At 43.1% G+C, this 19,709-nt stretch carries 19 protein-coding genes; 16 read left to right on the top strand and 3 right to left on the bottom strand.

The genetic code is table 11. The annotated features are described in order from the left end of the window. Positions 1-497: 497 nt before the first annotated feature. From nirB to cobA, 4 genes are all read left to right on the top strand, one after another. Complete coding sequence (gene nirB, locus AB6D80_RS02690; RefSeq protein WP_017098594.1) at positions 498-3,056, top strand: nitrite reductase large subunit NirB; 2,559 nt, start codon at positions 498-500, stop codon at positions 3,054-3,056. Between the two features lie 15 nt (positions 3,057-3,071). Then, complete coding sequence (gene nirD / locus AB6D80_RS02685) at positions 3,072-3,395, top strand: nitrite reductase small subunit NirD (protein ID WP_009845418.1); 324 nt, start codon at positions 3,072-3,074, stop codon at positions 3,393-3,395. Positions 3,396-3,553: 158 nt separating this feature from the next. Next, the gene (locus AB6D80_RS02680) at positions 3,554-4,369 is read left to right on the top strand and encodes a formate/nitrite transporter family protein (protein ID WP_009845417.1); all 816 of its coding nucleotides are present in this window, start codon (positions 3,554-3,556) and stop codon (positions 4,367-4,369) included. Positions 4,370-4,685: 316 nt separating this feature from the next. Next, positions 4,686-5,462 carry a uroporphyrinogen-III C-methyltransferase gene (gene cobA / locus AB6D80_RS02675; protein ID WP_017102098.1) on the top strand — a complete coding sequence of 259 codons (777 nt, stop codon included), beginning with the start codon at positions 4,686-4,688 and terminating at the stop codon, positions 5,460-5,462. A gap of 32 nt (positions 5,463-5,494) precedes the next feature. Here cobA and AB6D80_RS02670 read toward each other — a convergent pair whose 3' ends face one another. Then, entirely contained in the window at positions 5,495-5,983 is a 489-nt protein-coding gene (locus AB6D80_RS02670; protein WP_242441561.1) for a DUF4174 domain-containing protein, read from the bottom strand. Between AB6D80_RS02670 and AB6D80_RS02665 the strand changes: the two genes are divergently transcribed. The 4 genes from AB6D80_RS02665 to AB6D80_RS02650 all read left to right on the top strand — a co-directional run bounded on the left by AB6D80_RS02665 (position 5,949) and on the right by AB6D80_RS02650 (position 8,863). Beyond that, positions 5,949-6,110, top strand: a complete 162-nt coding sequence (locus AB6D80_RS02665; RefSeq protein WP_241810804.1) for a hypothetical protein — start codon at positions 5,949-5,951, stop codon at positions 6,108-6,110. The genes AB6D80_RS02670 and AB6D80_RS02665 overlap by 35 nt on opposite strands. 151 nt (positions 6,111-6,261) lie before the next feature. Further along, the gene (locus AB6D80_RS02660) at positions 6,262-6,735 is read left to right on the top strand and encodes an NYN domain-containing protein (RefSeq protein WP_009845414.1); all 474 of its coding nucleotides are present in this window, start codon (positions 6,262-6,264) and stop codon (positions 6,733-6,735) included. A gap of 80 nt (positions 6,736-6,815) precedes the next feature. Then, positions 6,816-7,481, top strand: a complete 666-nt coding sequence (locus AB6D80_RS02655; protein WP_009845413.1) for a response regulator transcription factor — start codon at positions 6,816-6,818, stop codon at positions 7,479-7,481. After that, positions 7,478-8,863, top strand: a complete 1,386-nt coding sequence (locus AB6D80_RS02650) for a sensor histidine kinase (RefSeq protein WP_017102100.1) — start codon at positions 7,478-7,480, stop codon at positions 8,861-8,863. The genes AB6D80_RS02655 and AB6D80_RS02650 overlap by 4 nt, the downstream gene beginning before the upstream one ends. Positions 8,864-9,064: 201 nt before the next feature. Here AB6D80_RS02650 and AB6D80_RS02645 read toward each other — a convergent pair whose 3' ends face one another. Continuing rightward, entirely contained in the window at positions 9,065-10,369 is a 1,305-nt protein-coding gene (locus AB6D80_RS02645) for a dicarboxylate/amino acid:cation symporter (RefSeq protein WP_009845411.1), read from the bottom strand. Positions 10,370-10,928: 559 nt separating this feature from the next. On the opposite strand from AB6D80_RS02645, the gene AB6D80_RS02640 reads away from it, so the two are divergent. The 7 genes from AB6D80_RS02640 (at position 10,929) to AB6D80_RS02610 (ending at position 18,156) form a co-directional block, all read left to right on the top strand. After that, a complete protein-coding gene (locus AB6D80_RS02640; protein WP_017102101.1) occupies positions 10,929-13,058 on the top strand; it encodes a TonB-dependent siderophore receptor in 2,130 nt (709 codons plus the stop codon). A 178-nt stretch (positions 13,059-13,236) separates the two neighbouring features. Beyond that, positions 13,237-14,004: a DUF3450 domain-containing protein gene (locus tag AB6D80_RS02635; RefSeq protein ID WP_017102102.1), complete on the top strand. Its 768-nt coding sequence runs from the start codon at positions 13,237-13,239 to the stop codon at positions 14,002-14,004. Then, on the top strand, positions 14,004-15,380 hold the full coding sequence (locus tag AB6D80_RS02630) for a MotA/TolQ/ExbB proton channel family protein (protein ID WP_372045840.1): 1,377 nt from the start codon (positions 14,004-14,006) through the stop codon (positions 15,378-15,380). The genes AB6D80_RS02635 and AB6D80_RS02630 overlap by 1 nt, the downstream gene beginning before the upstream one ends. After that, positions 15,380-15,940, top strand: coding sequence for a MotA/TolQ/ExbB proton channel family protein (locus tag AB6D80_RS02625; protein WP_372066994.1), 561 nt, complete (start codon positions 15,380-15,382; stop codon positions 15,938-15,940). The genes AB6D80_RS02630 and AB6D80_RS02625 overlap by 1 nt, the downstream gene beginning before the upstream one ends. After that, entirely contained in the window at positions 15,937-16,341 is a 405-nt protein-coding gene (locus AB6D80_RS02620) for an ExbD/TolR family protein (protein WP_372045838.1), read from the top strand. The genes AB6D80_RS02625 and AB6D80_RS02620 overlap by 4 nt, the downstream gene beginning before the upstream one ends. A gap of 19 nt (positions 16,342-16,360) precedes the next feature. Beyond that, positions 16,361-16,981, top strand: coding sequence for an energy transducer TonB (locus AB6D80_RS02615; RefSeq protein ID WP_009845405.1), 621 nt, complete (start codon positions 16,361-16,363; stop codon positions 16,979-16,981). Then, a complete protein-coding gene (locus AB6D80_RS02610; protein ID WP_372045837.1) occupies positions 16,978-18,156 on the top strand; it encodes a tetratricopeptide repeat protein in 1,179 nt (392 codons plus the stop codon). The genes AB6D80_RS02615 and AB6D80_RS02610 overlap by 4 nt, the downstream gene beginning before the upstream one ends. Positions 18,157-18,316: 160 nt before the next feature. Here AB6D80_RS02610 and AB6D80_RS02605 read toward each other — a convergent pair whose 3' ends face one another. Continuing rightward, positions 18,317-18,634 (bottom strand): hypothetical protein, encoded by a 318-nt coding sequence (locus AB6D80_RS02605; RefSeq protein WP_012600585.1) that lies wholly within the window; start codon positions 18,632-18,634, stop codon positions 18,317-18,319. A gap of 368 nt (positions 18,635-19,002) precedes the next feature. Here AB6D80_RS02605 and AB6D80_RS02600 point away from each other — a divergent pair, with 368 nt between their 5' ends. Further along, positions 19,003-19,632 carry a PepSY-associated TM helix domain-containing protein gene (locus AB6D80_RS02600; protein WP_017099919.1) on the top strand — a complete coding sequence of 210 codons (630 nt, stop codon included), beginning with the start codon at positions 19,003-19,005 and terminating at the stop codon, positions 19,630-19,632. The last annotated feature ends 77 nt before the right edge of the window (positions 19,633-19,709 follow it).

Here is a 19,709-nt window from a genome sequence, read left to right as displayed (position 1 = left end):
ATTTTTACATCACACATGTGAATCAAAAGGGTTCTTGTGTTAGATCAAGCAAACAAACCGATGACCCAAGCTATAAACTGAATTCATCACGACATTAAAGGGCGAACAGCTTTGTTTACATTCCGAATAGGTAGGAGTGGTTTTCACAATTACACATAGTTTTTCACGCAAACGGTGTTCTACATGTATTTATAGGCTTCTATATATATTTATAAGAACCTAAATGAAAATGATTGTCATTTACTTACGTTGTTGGTAACCTATTGTGAAACTTTACAACATTCCTCTTAATGCACTGAAGTGTATATAAAACCCCGCTAAACCCCATATAAACTATGGTTATTCGTTTGCTTTGCTTGTTAATTAAGCATATCTACCTCTTTTGTTCTACCCCTTTAGGGTAGTTTGTTTTCGTAATTGATTTACATCATATTTTCATTTTCTTTCATAATTCATTATTCGCTCAGTTAAGAAATATATAACCTTCAGGAATTCTTATGAGCAAGATGAAGCTAGTCGTAATCGGTAACGGGATGGTCGGTCATCGCTATATCGAAGATTTAGTCGAGAAGACAGATGTTGCAAACATGGACATCACGGTGTTCTGTGAAGAACCACGTGTTGCGTATGACCGTGTGCACCTTTCTTCTTACTTTTCACACCATACTGCAGATGAACTTTCTTTGGTAAAAGAAGGCTTCTACGAGAAACACGGCATCAACATGCTGATCGGTGAACGTGCTATCAACGTTAACCGTGAAAAGAAAACAGTTTACTCAAGCACTGGTCGTGAAATTCAATACGACAAACTTGTTCTTGCGACTGGTTCTTTCCCGTTTGTACCGCCAATTAAAGGCCACGAAGGTAAAGACTGTTTTGTTTACCGTACTATCGAAGACTTAAAAGCTATCGAAGCGACGGCAAAGAACTCAAAGTCTGGTGTTGTTGTTGGTGGTGGTCTACTTGGTCTTGAAGCGGCTGGTGCACTAAAGGCATTAGGTGTGACGACTCACGTTGTAGAGTTTGCTCCCAAGCTTATGGCAGAGCAGCTTGATCTTGCTGGTGGTAATCAACTTCGTCAAAAAATCGAACGTATGGGCGTAAACGTTCATACAAGTAAGAACACGCTTGAAATTGCTCCTGAAGGCACTGAAGCTCGTAACGTAATGCGTTTTGCAGACGGTACAGAGCTAGAAACTGATTTCATCGTATTCTCTGCTGGTATTCGCCCACAAGACAAACTTGCTCGTCAAATGGGCCTAGGTATTGCGCCTCGCGGTGGTATCGAGATTAACGATCACTGTCAAACGACAGACAAAGATATCTACGCTATCGGTGAGTGTGCATCTTGGAACCAAACGTTCTACGGTCTAGTGGCTCCTGGTTACAAAATGGCGACCGTTGCGGTTGACCACGTTGTTGGTAACGAAAGCACATTTGAAGGTGCAGACATGTCTGCGAAGCTTAAGCTTCTTGGCGTGAAAGTAGGTTCTATCGGTGATGCTAACGGCCGCACTCCAGGTTGTAAGAGCTACGTTTACCAAAACGAAGAACAAGAAATTTACAAGCGACTAATCGTTTCTGAAGACAACAAGAAGCTGCTTGGTGCGGTAATGGTCGGTGATACGTCTGACTATGGTGATCTTCTTCAGCTAATGCTGAATGAAATCGACCTGCCAGAGCATCCAGATGCATTGATTCTTCCTGCTCACGCGGGTGCTGAAAAGCCAACACTTGGCGCGGATTCTTTACCAGAAACTGCCGTTATCTGTTCTTGTTTCGATGTAACTAAAGGCAAGATTGCACAAGCCGTTGCTGAAGGTCACCATACAATTGGTGATATCAAAGCAGTAACTGGTGCTGGTACTGGCTGTGGTGGTTGTATTCCACTTGTGACTTCAGTCCTGAACGCTGAACTTGCTAAAGCCGGTGTTGAAGTGAAGAACGACGTATGTGAGCACTTTGCTTACTCTCGCCAAGAGCTTTTCCACTTGATTCGTATCGAAGAAATCAAAACATTCGATGAGTTACTAGAGAAATACGGTAAAGGCTACGGCTGTGAAGTATGTAAGCCTCTAGCGGGTTCTATTCTTGCTTCTTGCTGGGGTGAGCACATCCTTAAGCCTGAGCTAGTGAAACTGCATGATACCAACGATAACTTCCTAGGTAACATCCAAAAAGACGGTACTTACTCTGTTATCCCTCGTATGGCAGGTGGTGAAGTAACGCCTCAAGCACTAAGCGTTCTTGCTGATGTAGCGGCTGAATACAACCTGTACACCAAGATCACAGGTGCACAGCGTATCGGTCTATTCGGTGCTCAAAAAGATGACTTACCAGCAATCTGGAAGAAGTTAGTTGCTGCGGGCTACGAAACAGGTCAAGCGTACGCGAAGGCGCTACGTATGGCTAAGACATGTGTCGGTTCAACTTGGTGTCGTTACGGCGTTCAAGATTCAGTTGGCCTAGGTGTGATGATCGAGAACCGTTACAAAGGCATCCGTACTCCTCATAAGATGAAGTTTGGTGTGTCTGGCTGTACTCGTGAGTGTGCTGAAGCTCAAGGTAAAGACTTAGGTATTATCGCGACTGACGCAGGTTGGAACATGTACGTATGTGGTAACGGTGGTATGAAGCCTCGTCACGCAGACTTACTTGCAAGCGACCTAGACCAAGAAACGCTGATCAAATACATCGACCGTTTCATGATGTTCTACATCCGCACGGCTGCGCCACTACAACGTACTTCGGTATGGATGGACAACCTAGAGGGTGGTGTTGACTACCTACGTGAAGTGATTGTCGACAACAAGCTTGGCATCAATGACCAACTTGAAGCGGACGTAGCTGGCCTTGTGGGTAACTTTGCTTGTGAGTGGACTGACACTATCAACGACGAAGCTCAACTTAAGCGCTTCTCACACTTCATCAATGCTGACGACCGTGATGAAAACGTTGTGTTTGTTGACGATGGCCGAGAACAACACCGCCCAGCAACATTCACAGAAAAACACCCAGAAGCGAAGGGCGATATCCTTCACGTTGAACTGGTTTAATTGGGAGACGACATCATGGCATTTACCAAAGTTTGTAAGATCGAAGACATTATTCCAGGTACCGGTGTTTGTGCGTTGGTTGGTGGTGAGCAAGTTGCTATTTTCCGCCCAACTAAAGCCGAAGAAGTGTTCGCTATTAGTAACACTGACCCGTTTTTTCAATCAAACGTTTTATCTCGCGGTTTAACGGTTGAGCACAAAGGTGAGCTTTGGGTGGCAAGCCCACTTAAGAAGCAACGCTTTAACCTAGCAACAGGTGTGTGCATGGAAGACGAGAGCTTCAGTGTAAAAGCGTATAAAGCTCGCGTTACTAAAGGTGCTGTAGAAGTTTCAGCATAGTTAGTTCGAAACCATAGCTAGTTCGAAACTTCGACACAGTTACTTAGCAAGATTTGATAGATCAAGGGTTCTAGTTATCGACATTGCCTTAATTCGGCAACTAGAACCTTTTCCTATCCGATTTCAACTTTTAATTTTAACTTTTTAAGGACAATCTTATGTCTACTGATTTTAAACCAGCAGAATTCGTTCAAACAATGATCGATGTAGGTGAAGCGAAAACGAAAACAAGTACTCGTGATCTACTGATTCGAAGCACAATGGCAGGCATCATTCTTTCTCTTGCTGTTGTAGTGGCAATCACGACTATCGTGCAAACAGGCATTGGTATTGTTGGCGCTCTTGTGTTCCCTGTGGGCTTCGTCATTCTAAGTGTAATGGGCTATGACCTAGTAACCGGTGTATTTGGCCTTGCTCCTTTAGCGAAATTTGATAACCGTCCAGGTATTACTTGGGGTCGTATTTTACGTTGTTGGGGTCTTGTTGGTCTTGGTAACCTTATCGGTTCTTTAATTGTTGCAGTGTTAGTGGCAATTTCACTTACAGGTAACTTCTCTTTAGAACCAAACGCAGTTGCTCAAAAGTTCATTGCTGTTTCTACAGGTCGTAGCCTAGGGTTTGAAAACATGGGCATGGACGGCTGGATCACATGTTTCGTGCGCGGCATCTTCTGTAACCTAATGGTTTGTCTAGGTGTGATTGGTAACATGACTGCACGTACAGTTGCTGGTCGTGTAGCAATGATGTGGTTCCCAATCTTCATCTTCTTCGCACTTGTATTTGAGCACACAGTGGTAAACATGTTTCTATTCCCACTGGGTATGATTCTTGGCGCTGACTTCGGTATCGCGACATGGTTGAACTTCAACCTTATCCCAACAATCTTAGGTAACATCGTTGGTGGCCTACTGTTAACGTGTGTTCCCCTATACCTGACTCATGTTAAAACAGCTCCTTCTCTAGGCGCGAAGTAATACGGTAAACGTAAGTTAGTATGAGATTGAAAGCCCCAACAACGTGTTTGGGGCTTTTTTAGTTTGAAAGCTGTCAGTGTATTCTCGGGCAGACAACACCTTAGTTATCATAGATGCGTTGTTTGCTATTGAGCAAAACATCCGCAATAGATTGTTTTGTTATAATTATTTCTATCTTCGTTAGTATTTAGACTGAATATTTATTTCAACACCTGATAGTCTAAGAGGTAAGGATTTTGATAAGTCATCATGAATACAGTGACTTATCACATAGATTGAAGCTTGAGATAAAACAAGCAAACCTTCGGAGCGCAGAATGTCAGAAGTATCGTCATCGAATGTTAAAGAAGTAAGCAATGGATTTGTTTCATTGGTAGGTGCAGGTCCGGGCGACCCAGACCTACTTACACTAAAAGCCGCACGAGTGATTCAACAAGCAGACGTTTTGGTTTATGACCGCTTGGTATCAAAAGATATCTTAGCGATGGCTAATCCAGAAGCTGAAATGTTGTATGTGGGTAAGAAGCTCGATCACCACTGCGTACCACAAGATCAGATCAACCAACTATTGGTGACCAAAGCACAAGAAAACAAGCACGTTGTGCGTCTAAAAGGTGGTGATTCGTTTATCTTTGGCCGTGGTGGCGAAGAGTGCGAAACGTTAGCTGAGAATGACGTGAGATTTGAAGTGATTCCTGGTATTACTGCAGCCGCAGGAGCGACCGCATATGCGGGAATTCCATTGACTCACCGTGACCACGCGCAAAGCGTACAGTTTATTACGGGTCATTTGAAGAAAGATGGCGAAGATATTGACTGGCGTTCTCTTGCTCAACACAATCACACGATCGTGTTTTACATGGGCTTGAAAGAGAGTCCGAATATTCAGAAGAATTTACTCGATAACGGTATGCGAGAAGACATGCCAGTTGCGATTATCGAAAATGGCACTCGCCAAGAACAGAAAGTGTTTAGAGGTGGGCTACGTGACCTAGCTGATCTTGCTGGCGTTGCAAAGAGCCCAGCACTGATTGTGGTTGGAAGTGTTGCTCAGCTCCATGAAAAACTGGCTTGGTTTAACAAGCCAGCTTAAGTGATTGATGATCAAGCTTAGCTGACTAAGAATCAAATACTGCAGCGGCTACTCTGTCGCTGCATTTCTTGTTGGCGCATGGGCATTTCGTCAATAATATTGGTGATTAAACTCCAGTCGGTTTTACCACTCCACCTGTGTTTCTCTTTCCCGTCTTTGCCAATCAACACGGCAGTGTGTGAACCTTTGGGTATTCCATAACTGTTAGTCACTGCATCCAAATTAAACTCTTCAACTAACCATGCAGGAACGGTGTAGCCGCTTTCGGCGATGACCATGATAACTACATCTCGCTCGTCCAATTGACAATTGTTAATCAAGACTTCATTGAGAAACTCTTTTACGATCGAATCATCTGTTGGAGCGAAATAAATAACACTGCGGTGTGGCAGAGCTTTGGAATGAGAGTAGGCTGGGTAGGCGTGTAACGAGTTGACTGACAGAATCATAAACATAACCGTGCTTGTTATTAAAGCGTTCAGTGTTTTGGAAATTACGTTTGTTACCGATGCCTTAGTTATCGCTGCCTTAGTTATGGCTGCGTTAGCTATTGCCGCGCAGCAACGTCTCAATACTGAGTCAAAGGTGTCGCTGCCGAGGCATGATCTGATTATTTGTCGGTACTGCATGTTCCACCTTCCTCGATAAACCCAAACAAGCTCTAAGTTAATAACAACTACGTTAAGCCAATAACAACTACGTTAAGCATAGCTAATGAGTTCATTTTTATTAAAGAAAGCGACTCGCATTTTAGAAGTGAATAGAATAGGGTATACGGAAAATCTAAAGGTATGAATTTATGGAAAACATAGCAATTTTGGTCGACGTTCAGAACGTTTACTATACAACACGCGATAAATACCGTTCTAACTTCGACTATAACCAGTTTTGGTATGTTGCCACGGAAGGACGTAACGTTGTCGAAGCCAATGCTTACGCAATCTCAAGCCAAGATCCTAAACAGCGCCAATTCCACCATATCCTTCGTGGTGTTGGTTTTAATGTGAAGCTAAAACCGTTTATTCAGCGTCGTGATGGTAGCGCCAAAGGGGATTGGGATGTCGGTATCGCGTTAGACGCGATAGAGCTTGCGGAGACGGTTGATACGATTGTTTTGGTATCGGGTGATGGCGATTTTGAAATCTTGGTAGAGCGAATCAAAGAGCGTTTTGGAAAGCCTGTTGAAGTGTATGGCGTTCCTGGGTTAACAGCTCAAAATCTTATCGATTCTGCCTCAAAATTTGTACCGATTGAAAAAGATTTTCTTCTATAGAGGAAATCACGCACTTTATAATTGAAATCAATAATAACGATAATTAGAATGCAAACAGTTCTTATTTATCGGTGTGTGAAATGTCTCGTGTTTTAGTTGTTGATGATGATATTCAGTTGTGTGAGTTACTGGGTGAAGTGTTGGAAAATGAAGGGTATCACGTTGATACCGTTCATTGCGGTGAATCAGCTCTAGAGTTTATTCAATCAAATCCTGTTGATTTAGTCTTACTCGATGTGATGCTCCCCAATTTAAGTGGTATTCAAGTCGCAAGACGTATTTGTCAGCGTTTTGCTACTCCTATCCTTATGCTAACTGCGCTTAATGATGATGCCTCCATGCTAGATGGCTATCAAGCCGGGGCAGATCAATACATCGCTAAGCCTTTCAATGTTCCTGAGCTTTTGACCCGGATTAAGGTGATCTTACGCCGAGTTGGGTTTGAGCGACAAAGACAATCAATGGCTTCATCTAATCAAGGTTTGTGCGAGCAACTTACCCGTTTACCTTTAACGGGCACTGAAAAAGAGTTGCTCGATTATCTGATCAAAAATAATGGCATCGTTGTATCAAAATCTGACTTGCAAATACATGTCTTGAAGAAAGAGCTGTGCCCCTTCGACCGTAATCTAGATATGCATATCAGCAACATACGTCGAAAATTGGTGCAGGCTGGCTTATCAAAGCAACATATTAAAACTGTGCGCGGTCAAGGCTACAGCTACCTAGAGTCGGTAGGAGTATGAGTAACTGGTTTCTACGGTGCCCTGATTTCGTTATCAAGCGTAAGGATGGCTTAACGTTTCAGCTGTTCAGTTGCCTGACCGTGATTTTAGTCAGTATCCTCATCCTTCAAGGTGTCGCAGAACGAGCGCTGATGAAAGCCTTGTTGAAGGTACCTGAACCTGTCAAAGCTGAAATGTTGGATTTGGCTTATCAAGCTAATGTACTGATCGAAGAAGGGGACATGGATGAGCTTGCCGACTGGGGCAATGCCCAACGTTATTATTTATTCATTATCGATGAAAACAACCGACCTATTACCCACCGACACATGCATCCGCATTTTGAATTTAAGTTGAAGTACCTGCGTACATTAGACCATCAACTCAGTGATCGTGTGAGTAAGCCTATCTTCGGCTTGCCACTTGATAACGGCAATACACTCGTGATCCAACTGCCAGGCCAGTTTCATCCAGCAAAATCCTTTGCACCGTATTCCTACGCGCTGAAAGTTGTGATTGCTTTGATCGTGTTATCGCTGTTTTCCATTATTATGGCGAAAAGTCTGCAGCAGCCACTCGATCGTTTAAGGGAGGCCAGTCGAAGGCTCGCACAAGGAGATTTTTCAGTGAGTGTTGTGTCTGAGTTGGATTCAACTACACGTGAATTCAATGAGCTTGCCAATGATTTTGACCATATGACCTTTGAGATTAAGTCTCTGGCTGAAAAGCAGCGTCGTTTGATTCGTGATGTATCACATGAGTTGAGGACACCGTTAGCAAGGCAGAATCTCGCATTACATTTACTACGTAGTAAGGTCGATGAAAAAAGTATGGGTTTACTCGAACGGATGGAAAGCGAAACGGAAGAGATGAATAAGCTGGTGGGTGAAATTCTTGAGTTCAGCCGGCTAGAAACCTCTCGTTATGATTCTAAGTTAACTCCAATGCATCTTGAGCAGTATTGCTCAATGCTAATTGTACAGATGCAAAATGACTTGAAACCTAATCAAACTTTGACTGGTGATTTGGAAACTGCAACATCAATGGTTAATGTTGACGAGAGGCTACTTTTGAGGGTGATCAGTAACCTTGTAGGAAATGCGATCAAATACGCAGGGGGCAATGCGGATATTGTCGTCAAGACCTATGGGCAGGTCAATGATAAGCGTTACAGTGTCATTTCTGTGGAGGATGATGGTGAAGGTATCCCAGATAACAAGATTGCAGATATCTTTGACCCGTTTACCCGCATCGAGTCAGCCAGAGATAAACAGTCTGGTGGTTACGGTCTTGGACTCGCGATCGTTAAGGAAGCCATGGGAGTGATGAATGGGCATGTTACCGCTGAGAACAGAGAAGGTGGGGGACTTAGAGTGAACCTTATGTTTCCTATCGTAGATTAAGCGTTAGACTCGGCACTCAACGCTCAGCCCCTGTAACGAGAAGATAGATGAGAGTTGAATCGTTTCGGCTCAAAGAGAACCCAATAAAAAACGCCACTGCAGATGCAGTGGTGTTTTTGTTTATACGCTTTTCATTGATCAGCTAAGGCATAGCCATTAATTACGCCTTAGCTTGGAGATAAGAGCGACAGAGAAGCTAGATTATGCCTGTTGGCGTGCTAGCTTAACTTCTTCTTCTTTCTCACCAGCTGCCGGGTCATTGAAGCGAGACTCATCAAGAGAACCTTCAGACTTAGCAACGATGATAGTTACGGCACTATCACCTGTGATGTTTACAGCGGTACGAATCATATCAAGAAGGCGGTCAACACCCATGATTAGAGCAATACCTTCAAGCGGTAGACCAACTTGGTTCAATACCATCGCTAGCATAACAAGACCAACACCAGGAACACCTGCGGTACCAACAGACGCCAATGTCGCTGTTAGGATAACCATTAGGTAATCACCCATAGTCAGGTCGATGTTGTAAGCTTGTGCAATAAACGCAGTTGCAACACCTTGCATGATAGCTGTGCCATCCATGTTCACTGTTGCACCTAGTGGTACGGTGAATGAAGCGACTTTGTTGTCTACGCCCATGCGGTTTTTAGCCGTTTCCATTGTTACTGGAATCGTTGCGTTCGAAGAGGCAGTTGAAAACGCAAACATGATTGCATCTTCCATCTTACGTAAGAACGTAATCGGACTTAGGCCTGTGAATCCTTTAAGCATCGCGCTGTAGGTAACCAAACCGTGTAGAAGTAGGGTACCCGCAAGCACTAAGAAGTATTCTGCTAGGTTCCAAATTGCGCTTAAACCAAGGCCAGAGAACAGCTTCGCCATTAAGAAGAATACGCCGTAAGGCGCAAGGTTCATTAGTAGCGCAACTAGCTTCATGATCACTTCGTTTAGATCAGAGAAAACCGCAGCGATACGCTCACCTGGTTTACCCGCTGCACTGATTGCAATACCAAACAACACAGCAAATACGATAACTTGTAGCGTTTTGCCCTCAGCCATCGCCTGAATAGGGTTGGTCGGGAACATGTCGATGATGACTTGGCCCAAAGAAGGAGCATCAGCTGATTTGAAAGAGCTCGCAGCCGTAAGATCCGCACCCGCTCCAGGTTGGAACAAATTACCGATAGTCAGTGCTAGAGTGATAGCTACAGCAGTTGTACCGATATAAAGTGCAAGTGTTTTGCCCCCCATACGGCCAAGAGTTGATAAGTCTTTAAGAGAGCTTGTACCGCACACGAGTGAAACGAAGACGAGTGGTACAACAAGCATTTTTAAACTGGCGACAAAGATCTGTCCGCCTACTTCAAAGAGTCCGTTAACGATGTAGTTGTTAACAAATCCGCTGTCTGCAAAAAGGGATTGAATGGCAAATCCCGTTAATATACCTACGACCATACCGAGGATAACTCGGCCAGTCAGAGACATAGGTTTCTTGGTATTCATTTAGAACACTCCTTATTATTTATAACTTTGATACCTTTCCAAAGTGAGCAGGAGATTAGCAGTCGGTTGATTAAATCGAAAAACAAAAAATGAGTTTGGAATTACAGATGTGATCATAATCACTGATAATTGTTCAAATAAAACAAAATAAAACAAAATAATTCACCAGTCCTTTACATTTATCGAGTGTTTTATACAAGAAATCGTCGTTCTGAAGGTAATAAATAAGATAAGAGGATTTTGTTATAGATGTTTGCTTATTACATTGACTGCGCAAATGGCGGTGTTTCAAAAAGTTTGGCGCAGAGAGCCGATTTTTAATTCAAGTGCTCGTTAAATGACTGTATTGAATTGGTTTCTTTTAACTGCAGGTTAACGACTCGTCAGCTCGTCTTTACAAAACTTTACGAATGCAAAGAATGTAAATTTAATGCAAATAGTAATAGTTATCACTTATATTCCCCATCGAAATAATTCAGTGGTACCGGAAACGGTCTAACGGACACATCGAATAAATAACAAAGTGTTCGTCTAAAAGAATAAAAGTGGAGAAAAGGACATGTTTTCAAAAAAGCCATTGGCTTTAGTGATCGGCGCAGTATTAGCTTCACCAGCAGTATTGGCAGAAGCAGTAAAAACTGACGAGCATATGGTTGTTGAAGGTCGTGATTACGGTTATAAAGCCGACACGAATACAACAGCAATGCGCATGGAGGCGACTCAATTAGAGACTCCAGGACAAGTTACGATTATCAGTGAGCAAATCATTGATGAGCAACGCGCAAGCACGCTTGGCGAAGTATTAAAAAATGATGCGTCAATTTCAGCGGGTTCTAAATCAACAAACCGTGAGCGCTTCAACCTACGTGGTTTCTCTCTAGGAAGCAGTTCTGGTTACTTGCGCGATGGCGTTCAACACTGGTCTCATTACCGTCAACCGGTAGAACTACTAGAACGTGTTGAAGTACTAAAAGGTCCTGCAGGTTTGCTCTACGGTAAATCAGCACCTGGTGGCCTTGTTAACATGGTTGCTAAGAAGCCTACGTATGAAACTCAAGTTAGCGTAAGCCAAGACATTGGTTCTGACAGCTACACACGTACTACCGCTGATGTAAGCGGTTCATTGAACGATGATCAAACTCTACGTGCTCGTCTTATTGTTTCACAAGAAAACCAAGACTCTTACCGCACACGTTTTGACGGCACAGATGTAGAGACTGACCGCTTTGTTGGTGGCCTATTTGTTGATTACGATATCAACGAAGATGTGATGCTATCTGCGCATTACGACCGTACTCAAGAGTTAGGTGATCTAGATAACGGCTCAAAGATTGATACGAAAACAGGTAAAGCGATTACCCCAAATACGGTTAATGACCAACGCTTCGCACAAACAGACAACGACGTAGCAAACTACGGTGTGGCTGTTACAGCAAACTTGAGCGATACATGGGCAGTTAAATCGGGTATCAGTCGTCAGTTTTACGAACGTCGCCGTACTGAATCAGATAACGTTATTGATTCAAAGAAAGACAGAAAAACCAAGAAAACACTAGGTTATGGTTACAAAGTATCAGACCGTCATGATGAGTGGACGTTTGATACGGCTTACGTGGATTTTACTGGTGATGTTGATGCATTTGGTGTGAATCACCGTCTGTTGGTGGGTGCAAATGGGTTGCACTACGATTACAAGCGCCTGTACGTATCAGACTACGCTTGTTTTAACGCTTCAGAAGCAGACACAATGAAAGAGTGTGGCAAAGGCTTTGATATGCCTGCAGACATTCACTATAACAACGATGATTCAGTATCACACTCGAAGAGCCAACACTACGGTCTATATCTTCAAGATTTAGTGACGTTCAATGAGCAGTGGCAAGCACTTGCTGGTGTTCGTTTCGCTTACGATGATACAACGAGCAGTTCTGGTAAAGAAGAGAGCTACAATAACATCCTACCTAAGTTCGGTGCGATTTACTCTCCGGCGCCAAACGGTTCTATTTACGCGGTTTACTCTGAAAGTTTTGAACCTGTAAGTGAGATTTCTGATAAAGATGATGTGAACTTCGGCCAGTCTCAAGATGCGAAGAAAGGTACACTTTATGAGCTAGGCTCAAAGTGGGAACTGTTTGATGAGCGTTTATTCGTATCAGGAGCAGTATTCCAGATCACACAAACGAACATGCAAGTTACAGAAGACCTTCCTGCATCTCATGCAAAAGATACTCGTACTACACAGGTGGGTGAGCAAGTTCACACTGGTGTGGAGCTAGCTGCGACGGGCTACGTGACGGATGCGTTCTCTGTAAGTGCATCAACAATGTTCTTAGATGCTGAATATAAGAATGACCCTGCTCTTAATGGTAAAACACCAGCAGACGTTCCTGAATTTACTGCAAGCATCTGGTCTACGTACGCATTCAACAACGGTACTGATGTAAACCTAGGTGTGTATCACGTAGGTGAGCGTTACACTGAAAGTGCTAACACGTTTAAGAAAGACGCTTACACTCGTGTAGATGCTGGTGTTGCACATACGATTAAGTACGATGAAAACTTAGACTTTGTTGCACGCTTTAATGTAGAGAACTTATTCGATACAGATTACCTAGAAGGTGGCAGCACTCGCGGCGTTGTTGTTGGCGAAGGTCGTAACTACATGGCTACGTTACAGGTAAAATACTAATTTGTTAGTAGGGTACTATTGGTAGCTTAAATATTAAGGGGAAGGTTTCGACTTTCCCCTTTCTTGATTCTGCTATTTAGTAAAAATACCCCTAGCAATGCGAGTGGTTTTTAATGATAATGAGACTGCTTATCAATAAAACTCATTTGTTCTTCTTCTAAAGTAAATGACTACAATTATGAATCTTTTAAAAACTAGCCTAGCACTTGCCATCAGTTTGGTTGCAACGTCATCGATGGCAAACAGCTTGGATCAAGCTCAATCAATTCAAAACAAGACCAATAACGCGTCGGCTTCAAGCCAGAAGGTTATTGATAAAAGCTCACAAGCAACATTATTGCTGCAAGCTGAGGTTGAGCGTCTGCAAGAAGAAGTGAAAAATTTAGAAATCTATCACGATCACCTTGCCGCATTGGTTAAGAGCCAAGATCAAGAAGCGCAGAGTATTGAAGGGCAGATCGACGAAATCAAACTAACACGTCAAGGTGTAGTGCCTTTGATGTACAAGATGATCGATGGTCTCCAAGAAGTTATTGAAAGCGATCTACCTTTCAAGACAAATAGCCGTCTGCGTCGCGTTGAAAAGCTGAAAGCGATGATGACTCGTGCTGATGTCAGTGATGCTGAAAAATATCGCCGTATTTTAGAGGCGTACCAAATTGAAGTGGATTACGGTATTAAGCTAAGTTCTTATTCAAGCCGTGTCGAGTTAAGTCAAGATAAAGTGCTTGAAGTTGATATTTTGCATCTTGGCCGCATTTCACTGGTCGCTCGTAACTTAAATGGTACCCAATATTGGTCTTGGGACCAAAATAGCGATCAATGGCAAGAGTTGGATTCTTCGATGAAATCTGAGTTGGACAAAGCGTACGATATTGCTAATAAGCAAGCGTCTCCAAGCTTAATTACTTTACCTGTTTCTTTAACTGTTGCGGAGGTTAAGTAATGAACTTAAAGCCATTAGCAGCATTGCTTTGCATTACGTCAATTTCATTTTCTGCTTTCTCTGCATCAGACACGACAGCTCAGCTTGTTAACAAAGCAAAATCAGAGAGTCGCACGCAAGCGTCTCATAACGTAATTCGTGAAGCTGACTTTAAAAAGACAGAACAAGAACTCAAAGCGATCAAAGCACAGCTTGAAGCTAAACGTAGCTCTATTCAAGGTGCGACCGATGTTCTGACTCAGACATTCAGTGATAACGAAAACAAGCTTGCTCGTTTAGAAGAGAAACTGCGTTTAGAAACAGGTAGCTTAGGTGAGTTGTTTGGCGTTGTAAGACAAAATGCAAAAGACCTTGAACATGAACTTACGGATACAGTAACTAACGTAGATCGCGCAGCGTATACAGAAACTGTTTATCAAATCGTGGACGCAAAATCATTACCGTCAATGCCCCAGTTAACAGGTCTTTGGTTGAGCATGATGGAGCAAATTCAAGCAAGTTCAGAGATAAGCAAGTCGACAGTTTCACTAGTTAATAGTGAAGGGGTTACTGAAAAGGCAGAAGCTTATCGACTGGGTTCTATTGGCTTAGTTGCTGAGTCAGGTTACGTATGGTGGGATGCTAGACATCAAGATGCAATAGTTTACTTGAAGCAGCCTTCACAAGGCCCAACACTGGCGTCGCTTTCTACTTTAGCGAATGGCGAAGTGTCTAATGTAGTCGTCGATCCCTCTCGTGGATTCATGCTAGAACAATTAGCTTTGGAACCAAGCCTAGCTGATCGTCTGCAAGCAGGTGGCCTAGTTGGTAAAGTTATTCTTGGCTTGTTGGCAATCGGCTTAATCATCGCATTGGTTCGTGGTATTTCTTTGGCTATCGCTCGTCAGAAGATTCGCGCTCAACTTAAAAAACCTGAACAAGCGGGAGACAACCCTCTGGGTCGTGTTCTTGCGGTTTACAGCAAAGAGAAAAATCAAACAGTAGAAGCATTAGAACTGCGACTTTTAGAAGCGGTAGTGGATGAACAAACTCACCTAGAGAAAGGTTTATCAATGCTGAAGCTTCTAGCTGCTCTAGCACCAATGCTTGGCTTGTTAGGTACCGTAACCGGCATGATAGAAACATTCCAAGTGATCACACAGTTTGGTAATGGTGACCCTAAAGTAATGGCGGGCGGCATTTCGATGGCACTTGTTACAACGGTACTTGGCCTTGTTGCTGCAATGCCACTGCTATTGGCACACAACATTCTGAGTACTCAGTCAGAGAACATTCGTAATATTTTGGAGAAACAGGGCATTGGCCTTGTTGCTGAGCAGGCAGAGAAGTCTATTGAACCAAGCGCTGTTGTTTCACAAGTTGGGACTGCCGCGTAATGGATATTTTGTCGGGTTCTCTATTACCAGCGAGTTGGTTAACGAGTAACTGGCTGCTGTCTTTATCAAACTTTATGGATCAGGGCGGTTTCGTCCTGTGGTGGCTAGCGGCTGTCGTCCTCGTTTTTTGGGTACTTGTGGTAGAACGTGTGCTTTATCTCGCGTTCTATTTTCCAAAGCAACGCCAAGCTTGGATTACAAAGTGGCATGAAAGAGAAGATCACTCTTCTTGGTATGCTAAAGCCATTCGTGAAGGTTGGTTGGGGCAAGCGAGTATTTTACTTAACCAAAACTTGAACTTTATTAAGCTGTTAGTTGCTATTTGTCCAATGTTGGGTTTGCTCGGTACCGTAACCGGTATGATCTCCGTTTTTGATGTCATGGCGACTCAAGGAAGCAGTGATCCTAAATTGATGGCCTCAGGTATCTCGTTGGCAACTTTACCAACGATGGCGGGTATGGTTGCTGCATTAGCGGGCATGTTTGTTCATGCTCGTTTAGCGAAAGTCTGTAACCGCTTAGAATTGAAATTAGAAAAATCTTTAAGGAGTCAACGATGAGACTCGGTCGACGTTATTCTAAAAACGAAGAGGCTCAAATAGACCTTACTTCGATGCTTGATATCGTATTCATCATGCTTATTTTCTTCATTGTGACGAGTTCATTTGTTCGTGAATCTGGTGTTGAAGTCAATCGCCCGCAAGCTTCAAATGTAGTGAGCCAAAAAGATGCAGGTATCTTTGTCGCGATTACTTCTGCGAATGACATTTTCATAGATAAACGTGTTGTGGATGTTGAACGTGTTCAAGCGACGTTAGAACACTTGTTGCTAGAACAACCTGATGCTTCTTTGGTTATTCAGGCGGACGAGCATGCTTATAACGGTACGGTTGTTAAAGTGATGGACGCTGCCAAAGGTGCGGGTGTTAAAAATATTGCGCTTGCAGCTGAAAAGCGATGATCTTGGAGGATCTTAATCAATGATTCGCCTATTTCTTGCATTACCTTTAGCGGGAGCGTTGGGTTTAGCTCTATTTTCTTTCATGGCTTGGATGGTCGATAATGGACACCAACGTTCGCCAGACAACAGTGAGACGTTAAGTTTCAACATGGTAATGGTTGAACAAGAACAAGAAGTACAGAGAAGACAACGCGCAGTCCCGGAACAACCCGAAATGCCAGAGCCGCCACCGCAAGCGCAAACGTCTCAGTCGCAAGCTGAAGTAACGCCTCTGAATTCAATGTCTTCACTGTCTTCACTGGATTTGAATACTTCAATTGAAGGCCTAGCGATTAACGCTCCAACATTTTCTGATTTTGGGTCAAATCAACAGGTAATGCCGCTTTATCGAGTTGAACCTCGTTATCCAGCAAAAGCGCTCAAGCGTGGCGCTGAAGGGTATGTCATTTTGTCTTTTACAATCGATGAAACAGGACGTTCTGTTGATATTCAAGTTACGGATGCAAATCCACGTCGTATGTTTGAACGTGAAGCGATAAGAGCACTTAAAAAATGGAAGTATCAACCCAAAGTCGTCGATGGAAAAGCGGTAGCTCAGGTTGGTCAAACCGTGAAACTAGAGTTTAAGTTGGCAAAATGATGAAACAGATATGGATATTAGTGGGCTTGTTGATAATGCCCCTTACAGTACCGGCAAAAGAGCTAACCCAATACACCGTTATTCGTGTTCAAAAGGCGAATCAACTTGCTCAAGAGGAGCACGTTAAACAGGCGATTGAGGTTTTGGCTAGTTTAGAGTTATCTAAAGGCTATGACAAAGCCTATGTCGCTCGCATGCTTGGTGTGTTTTACTGGCAAGATGGTAAAACAGAGACGGCAATCAAGCAGCTTACTTATGCAGTGGATAGTCGCTTATTGGTCGATGAACAAGCTTGGGTAACGAAACGTATGTTAGCTGATTTACTGCTTAGCGAGCAGCATTTTAAAGCGGCATTACCACACTATTATGAGCTCGTTAAAACAGCACCGGAAACTGAAAAGAAAGACACGCTATGGATGCGAATTGCTCAAGCTGAATACCAAATTGAAAACTGGACGAAAGTACTGGTGGCCATTGGTAATCGCGACAAGTTCAATTCAAAACCACAGTTGTCGCCTCTCTCGTTAAAGCTGGGAGCTCAACTACAGTTAAAACAATGGAAGCAATCAATTCCTACGTTAGAAAGTTTAGTTGAACTTCAACCCGAAAAAGACAACTGGTGGCGTCAACTGGTCGGGATTCAGTTAAGACTAGAGCGTAGCCGAGGTGCGTTGAATACCTTAGCGCTTGCTGAGCTACAAGGTGTTGAACTGAATAATTCAGACCGTAGGCTACTTGCTCAACTGTACGCGAAACGAGGCATCCCTGAGCGCGCTGCGCAAGAAATTAGCAAGTTAGATGACGCAAACAGCGATGTTCAACTTCTGGCTGAGCAAGCAACCTACTGGCAGCTAGCAAAAGAGTGGGACAATGCTATTGAAGTGTGGACGTTAGCGTCGAACATGAACACTCGATACCATTGGAATGTTGCTCAATTATTGGTTCAGCAAGGTTACTACAAGCGAGCTCTGGTTGTTTTAGACAAAGTGAAAGACAAGAACAAGCAAGCTGACGTTGCATTAGCGAAAGTACGTTCATGGTATAAGCTGAAGAACTTAGATAATGCTCTCGCTCAAGCTAAGCGGGCGAACAACATTGAACCGTCTCCTGAGGCTAAAGGGTGGATCAAATATTTGACCCAGCTGAGAACGGTAAGCGAAAGTGGAAACGCCTAATCACATATAGTTAGAAGCTAGAAAGCAGAGTACTAAATAAGACAGTGAAAGGGTGTCATTTGAATGTTCAAATGACACCCTTTTTTATATATTGAATAAAATTGAGCCTTAGTGCTTCATTAGGCCTTGCTGTTTGATCGAGGTATGAGCAAAGGCAAAGTTAAGGGCTGCACATCTCGCCACTGTGTGATCCCGCAATGATCACTCCGCTTTGGGCTACAATCCAGTTAATGGTGCAGTCACGATAGGGGTTTTTGAAAGAATATTGTATTTTACCATTCTCGAGAGAGGTTTGAGTTTCTACCCAAGCAAATGTCCGTGACTCCCAAAATGTAACGGCTTGAGAGTGGGGCGTTAAATACAAAGCTTGAGCATCGGCAATATTGGAACCGATGTAACTCTCGATATGTTCGTCAGTACTAACAATCTGGCTAGTACAAGCCGTTACCAATACAGCCAAAGCTACAATAATACGCATTTCTAAATCCTTTTAAACTTGCATGGTTATGTCTGTTTTATAGTCAATAAGCTTAAACCACTCTTGAGCTAATCGTCATGCTAATGCCCTTGATAGTGATCTCTGTTCTAAATAGCTACAACACTCCTTTCTTAAATGCACGGAACTCCTACTAAACAGGGCCCTTTTATAAGCTCTAGAGCTCAGGATATCTACGTTTCCCACTTATATTGCCGCGATTCTTATACGTATACAGTTCGATTGTTCTTCTGTAGATGTTATGTGAATTTCCTTGCGACGCGCGAGAAACGTAAATAATGTAAATTGAATGCCAATACGAATGATTATCAACTAAATTGTCGCCATAAAATCTATAGGTATTGGTTTGTATGTCGTTAAAAAGTAGGGCGGTTCAATCATGGGCTCGTCGACTTCATGTTTATATTTCAATGGCACTGTTGTTTGTTGTTCTCTTCTTTTCAGTGACAGGTATTACCCTTAATCGCCCTGAGCTGTTCGAATCAAGCCAACCCAATATCCAACGCTCTACGCTAACGCTTCCAACCAGTTTGTTCACGGTCCAAGACGGTCGACTGAAAGCCGACGAGTCTGCTTTTGAAACGTTTTTATTTGAAGAAGCAAACCTATCTGGCGTTCCTTCGGGGTTAGACATCTACGCAGAGATTGAAGACGGTGAGTTACTCATCGGTGAAGTGTCTATGGACTTCAAAGGACCTGGCTACAACGCTTCTGTGTTTGTCGATGTGACTTCTGAAATGGTGGAAGTCGAAACAACGAATTATGGCGTTATCGCATTGTTGAATGACCTACACAAAGGCCGTAATAGCGGTGAAGTGTGGAAATGGTTTATCGATATCACTGCGCTACTGATGATCTTCTTTGTACTGACTGGCGTGTGCTTACTGTTACCTAAGAAAAAAACGCTCAATACCTCCATTAAATGGACGGTATTTGGGTCTGCAATCTCACTTGCTATCTATTTTGTCGCCGTACCTTAACCCTCCATTAGATTGATGAGTCTGCTTGATGAATCAGCTCGAAGAACGAACTAAAGGTTAAACGGATTTAAAAGGTT

The organism is Vibrio sp. 10N.247.310.17 (assembly GCF_041466605.1).
Taxonomy (GTDB): Bacteria; Pseudomonadota; Gammaproteobacteria; order Enterobacterales; family Vibrionaceae; genus Vibrio; species Vibrio tasmaniensis_A.
This window is presented reverse-complemented; position numbering and strand designations above follow the sequence as displayed.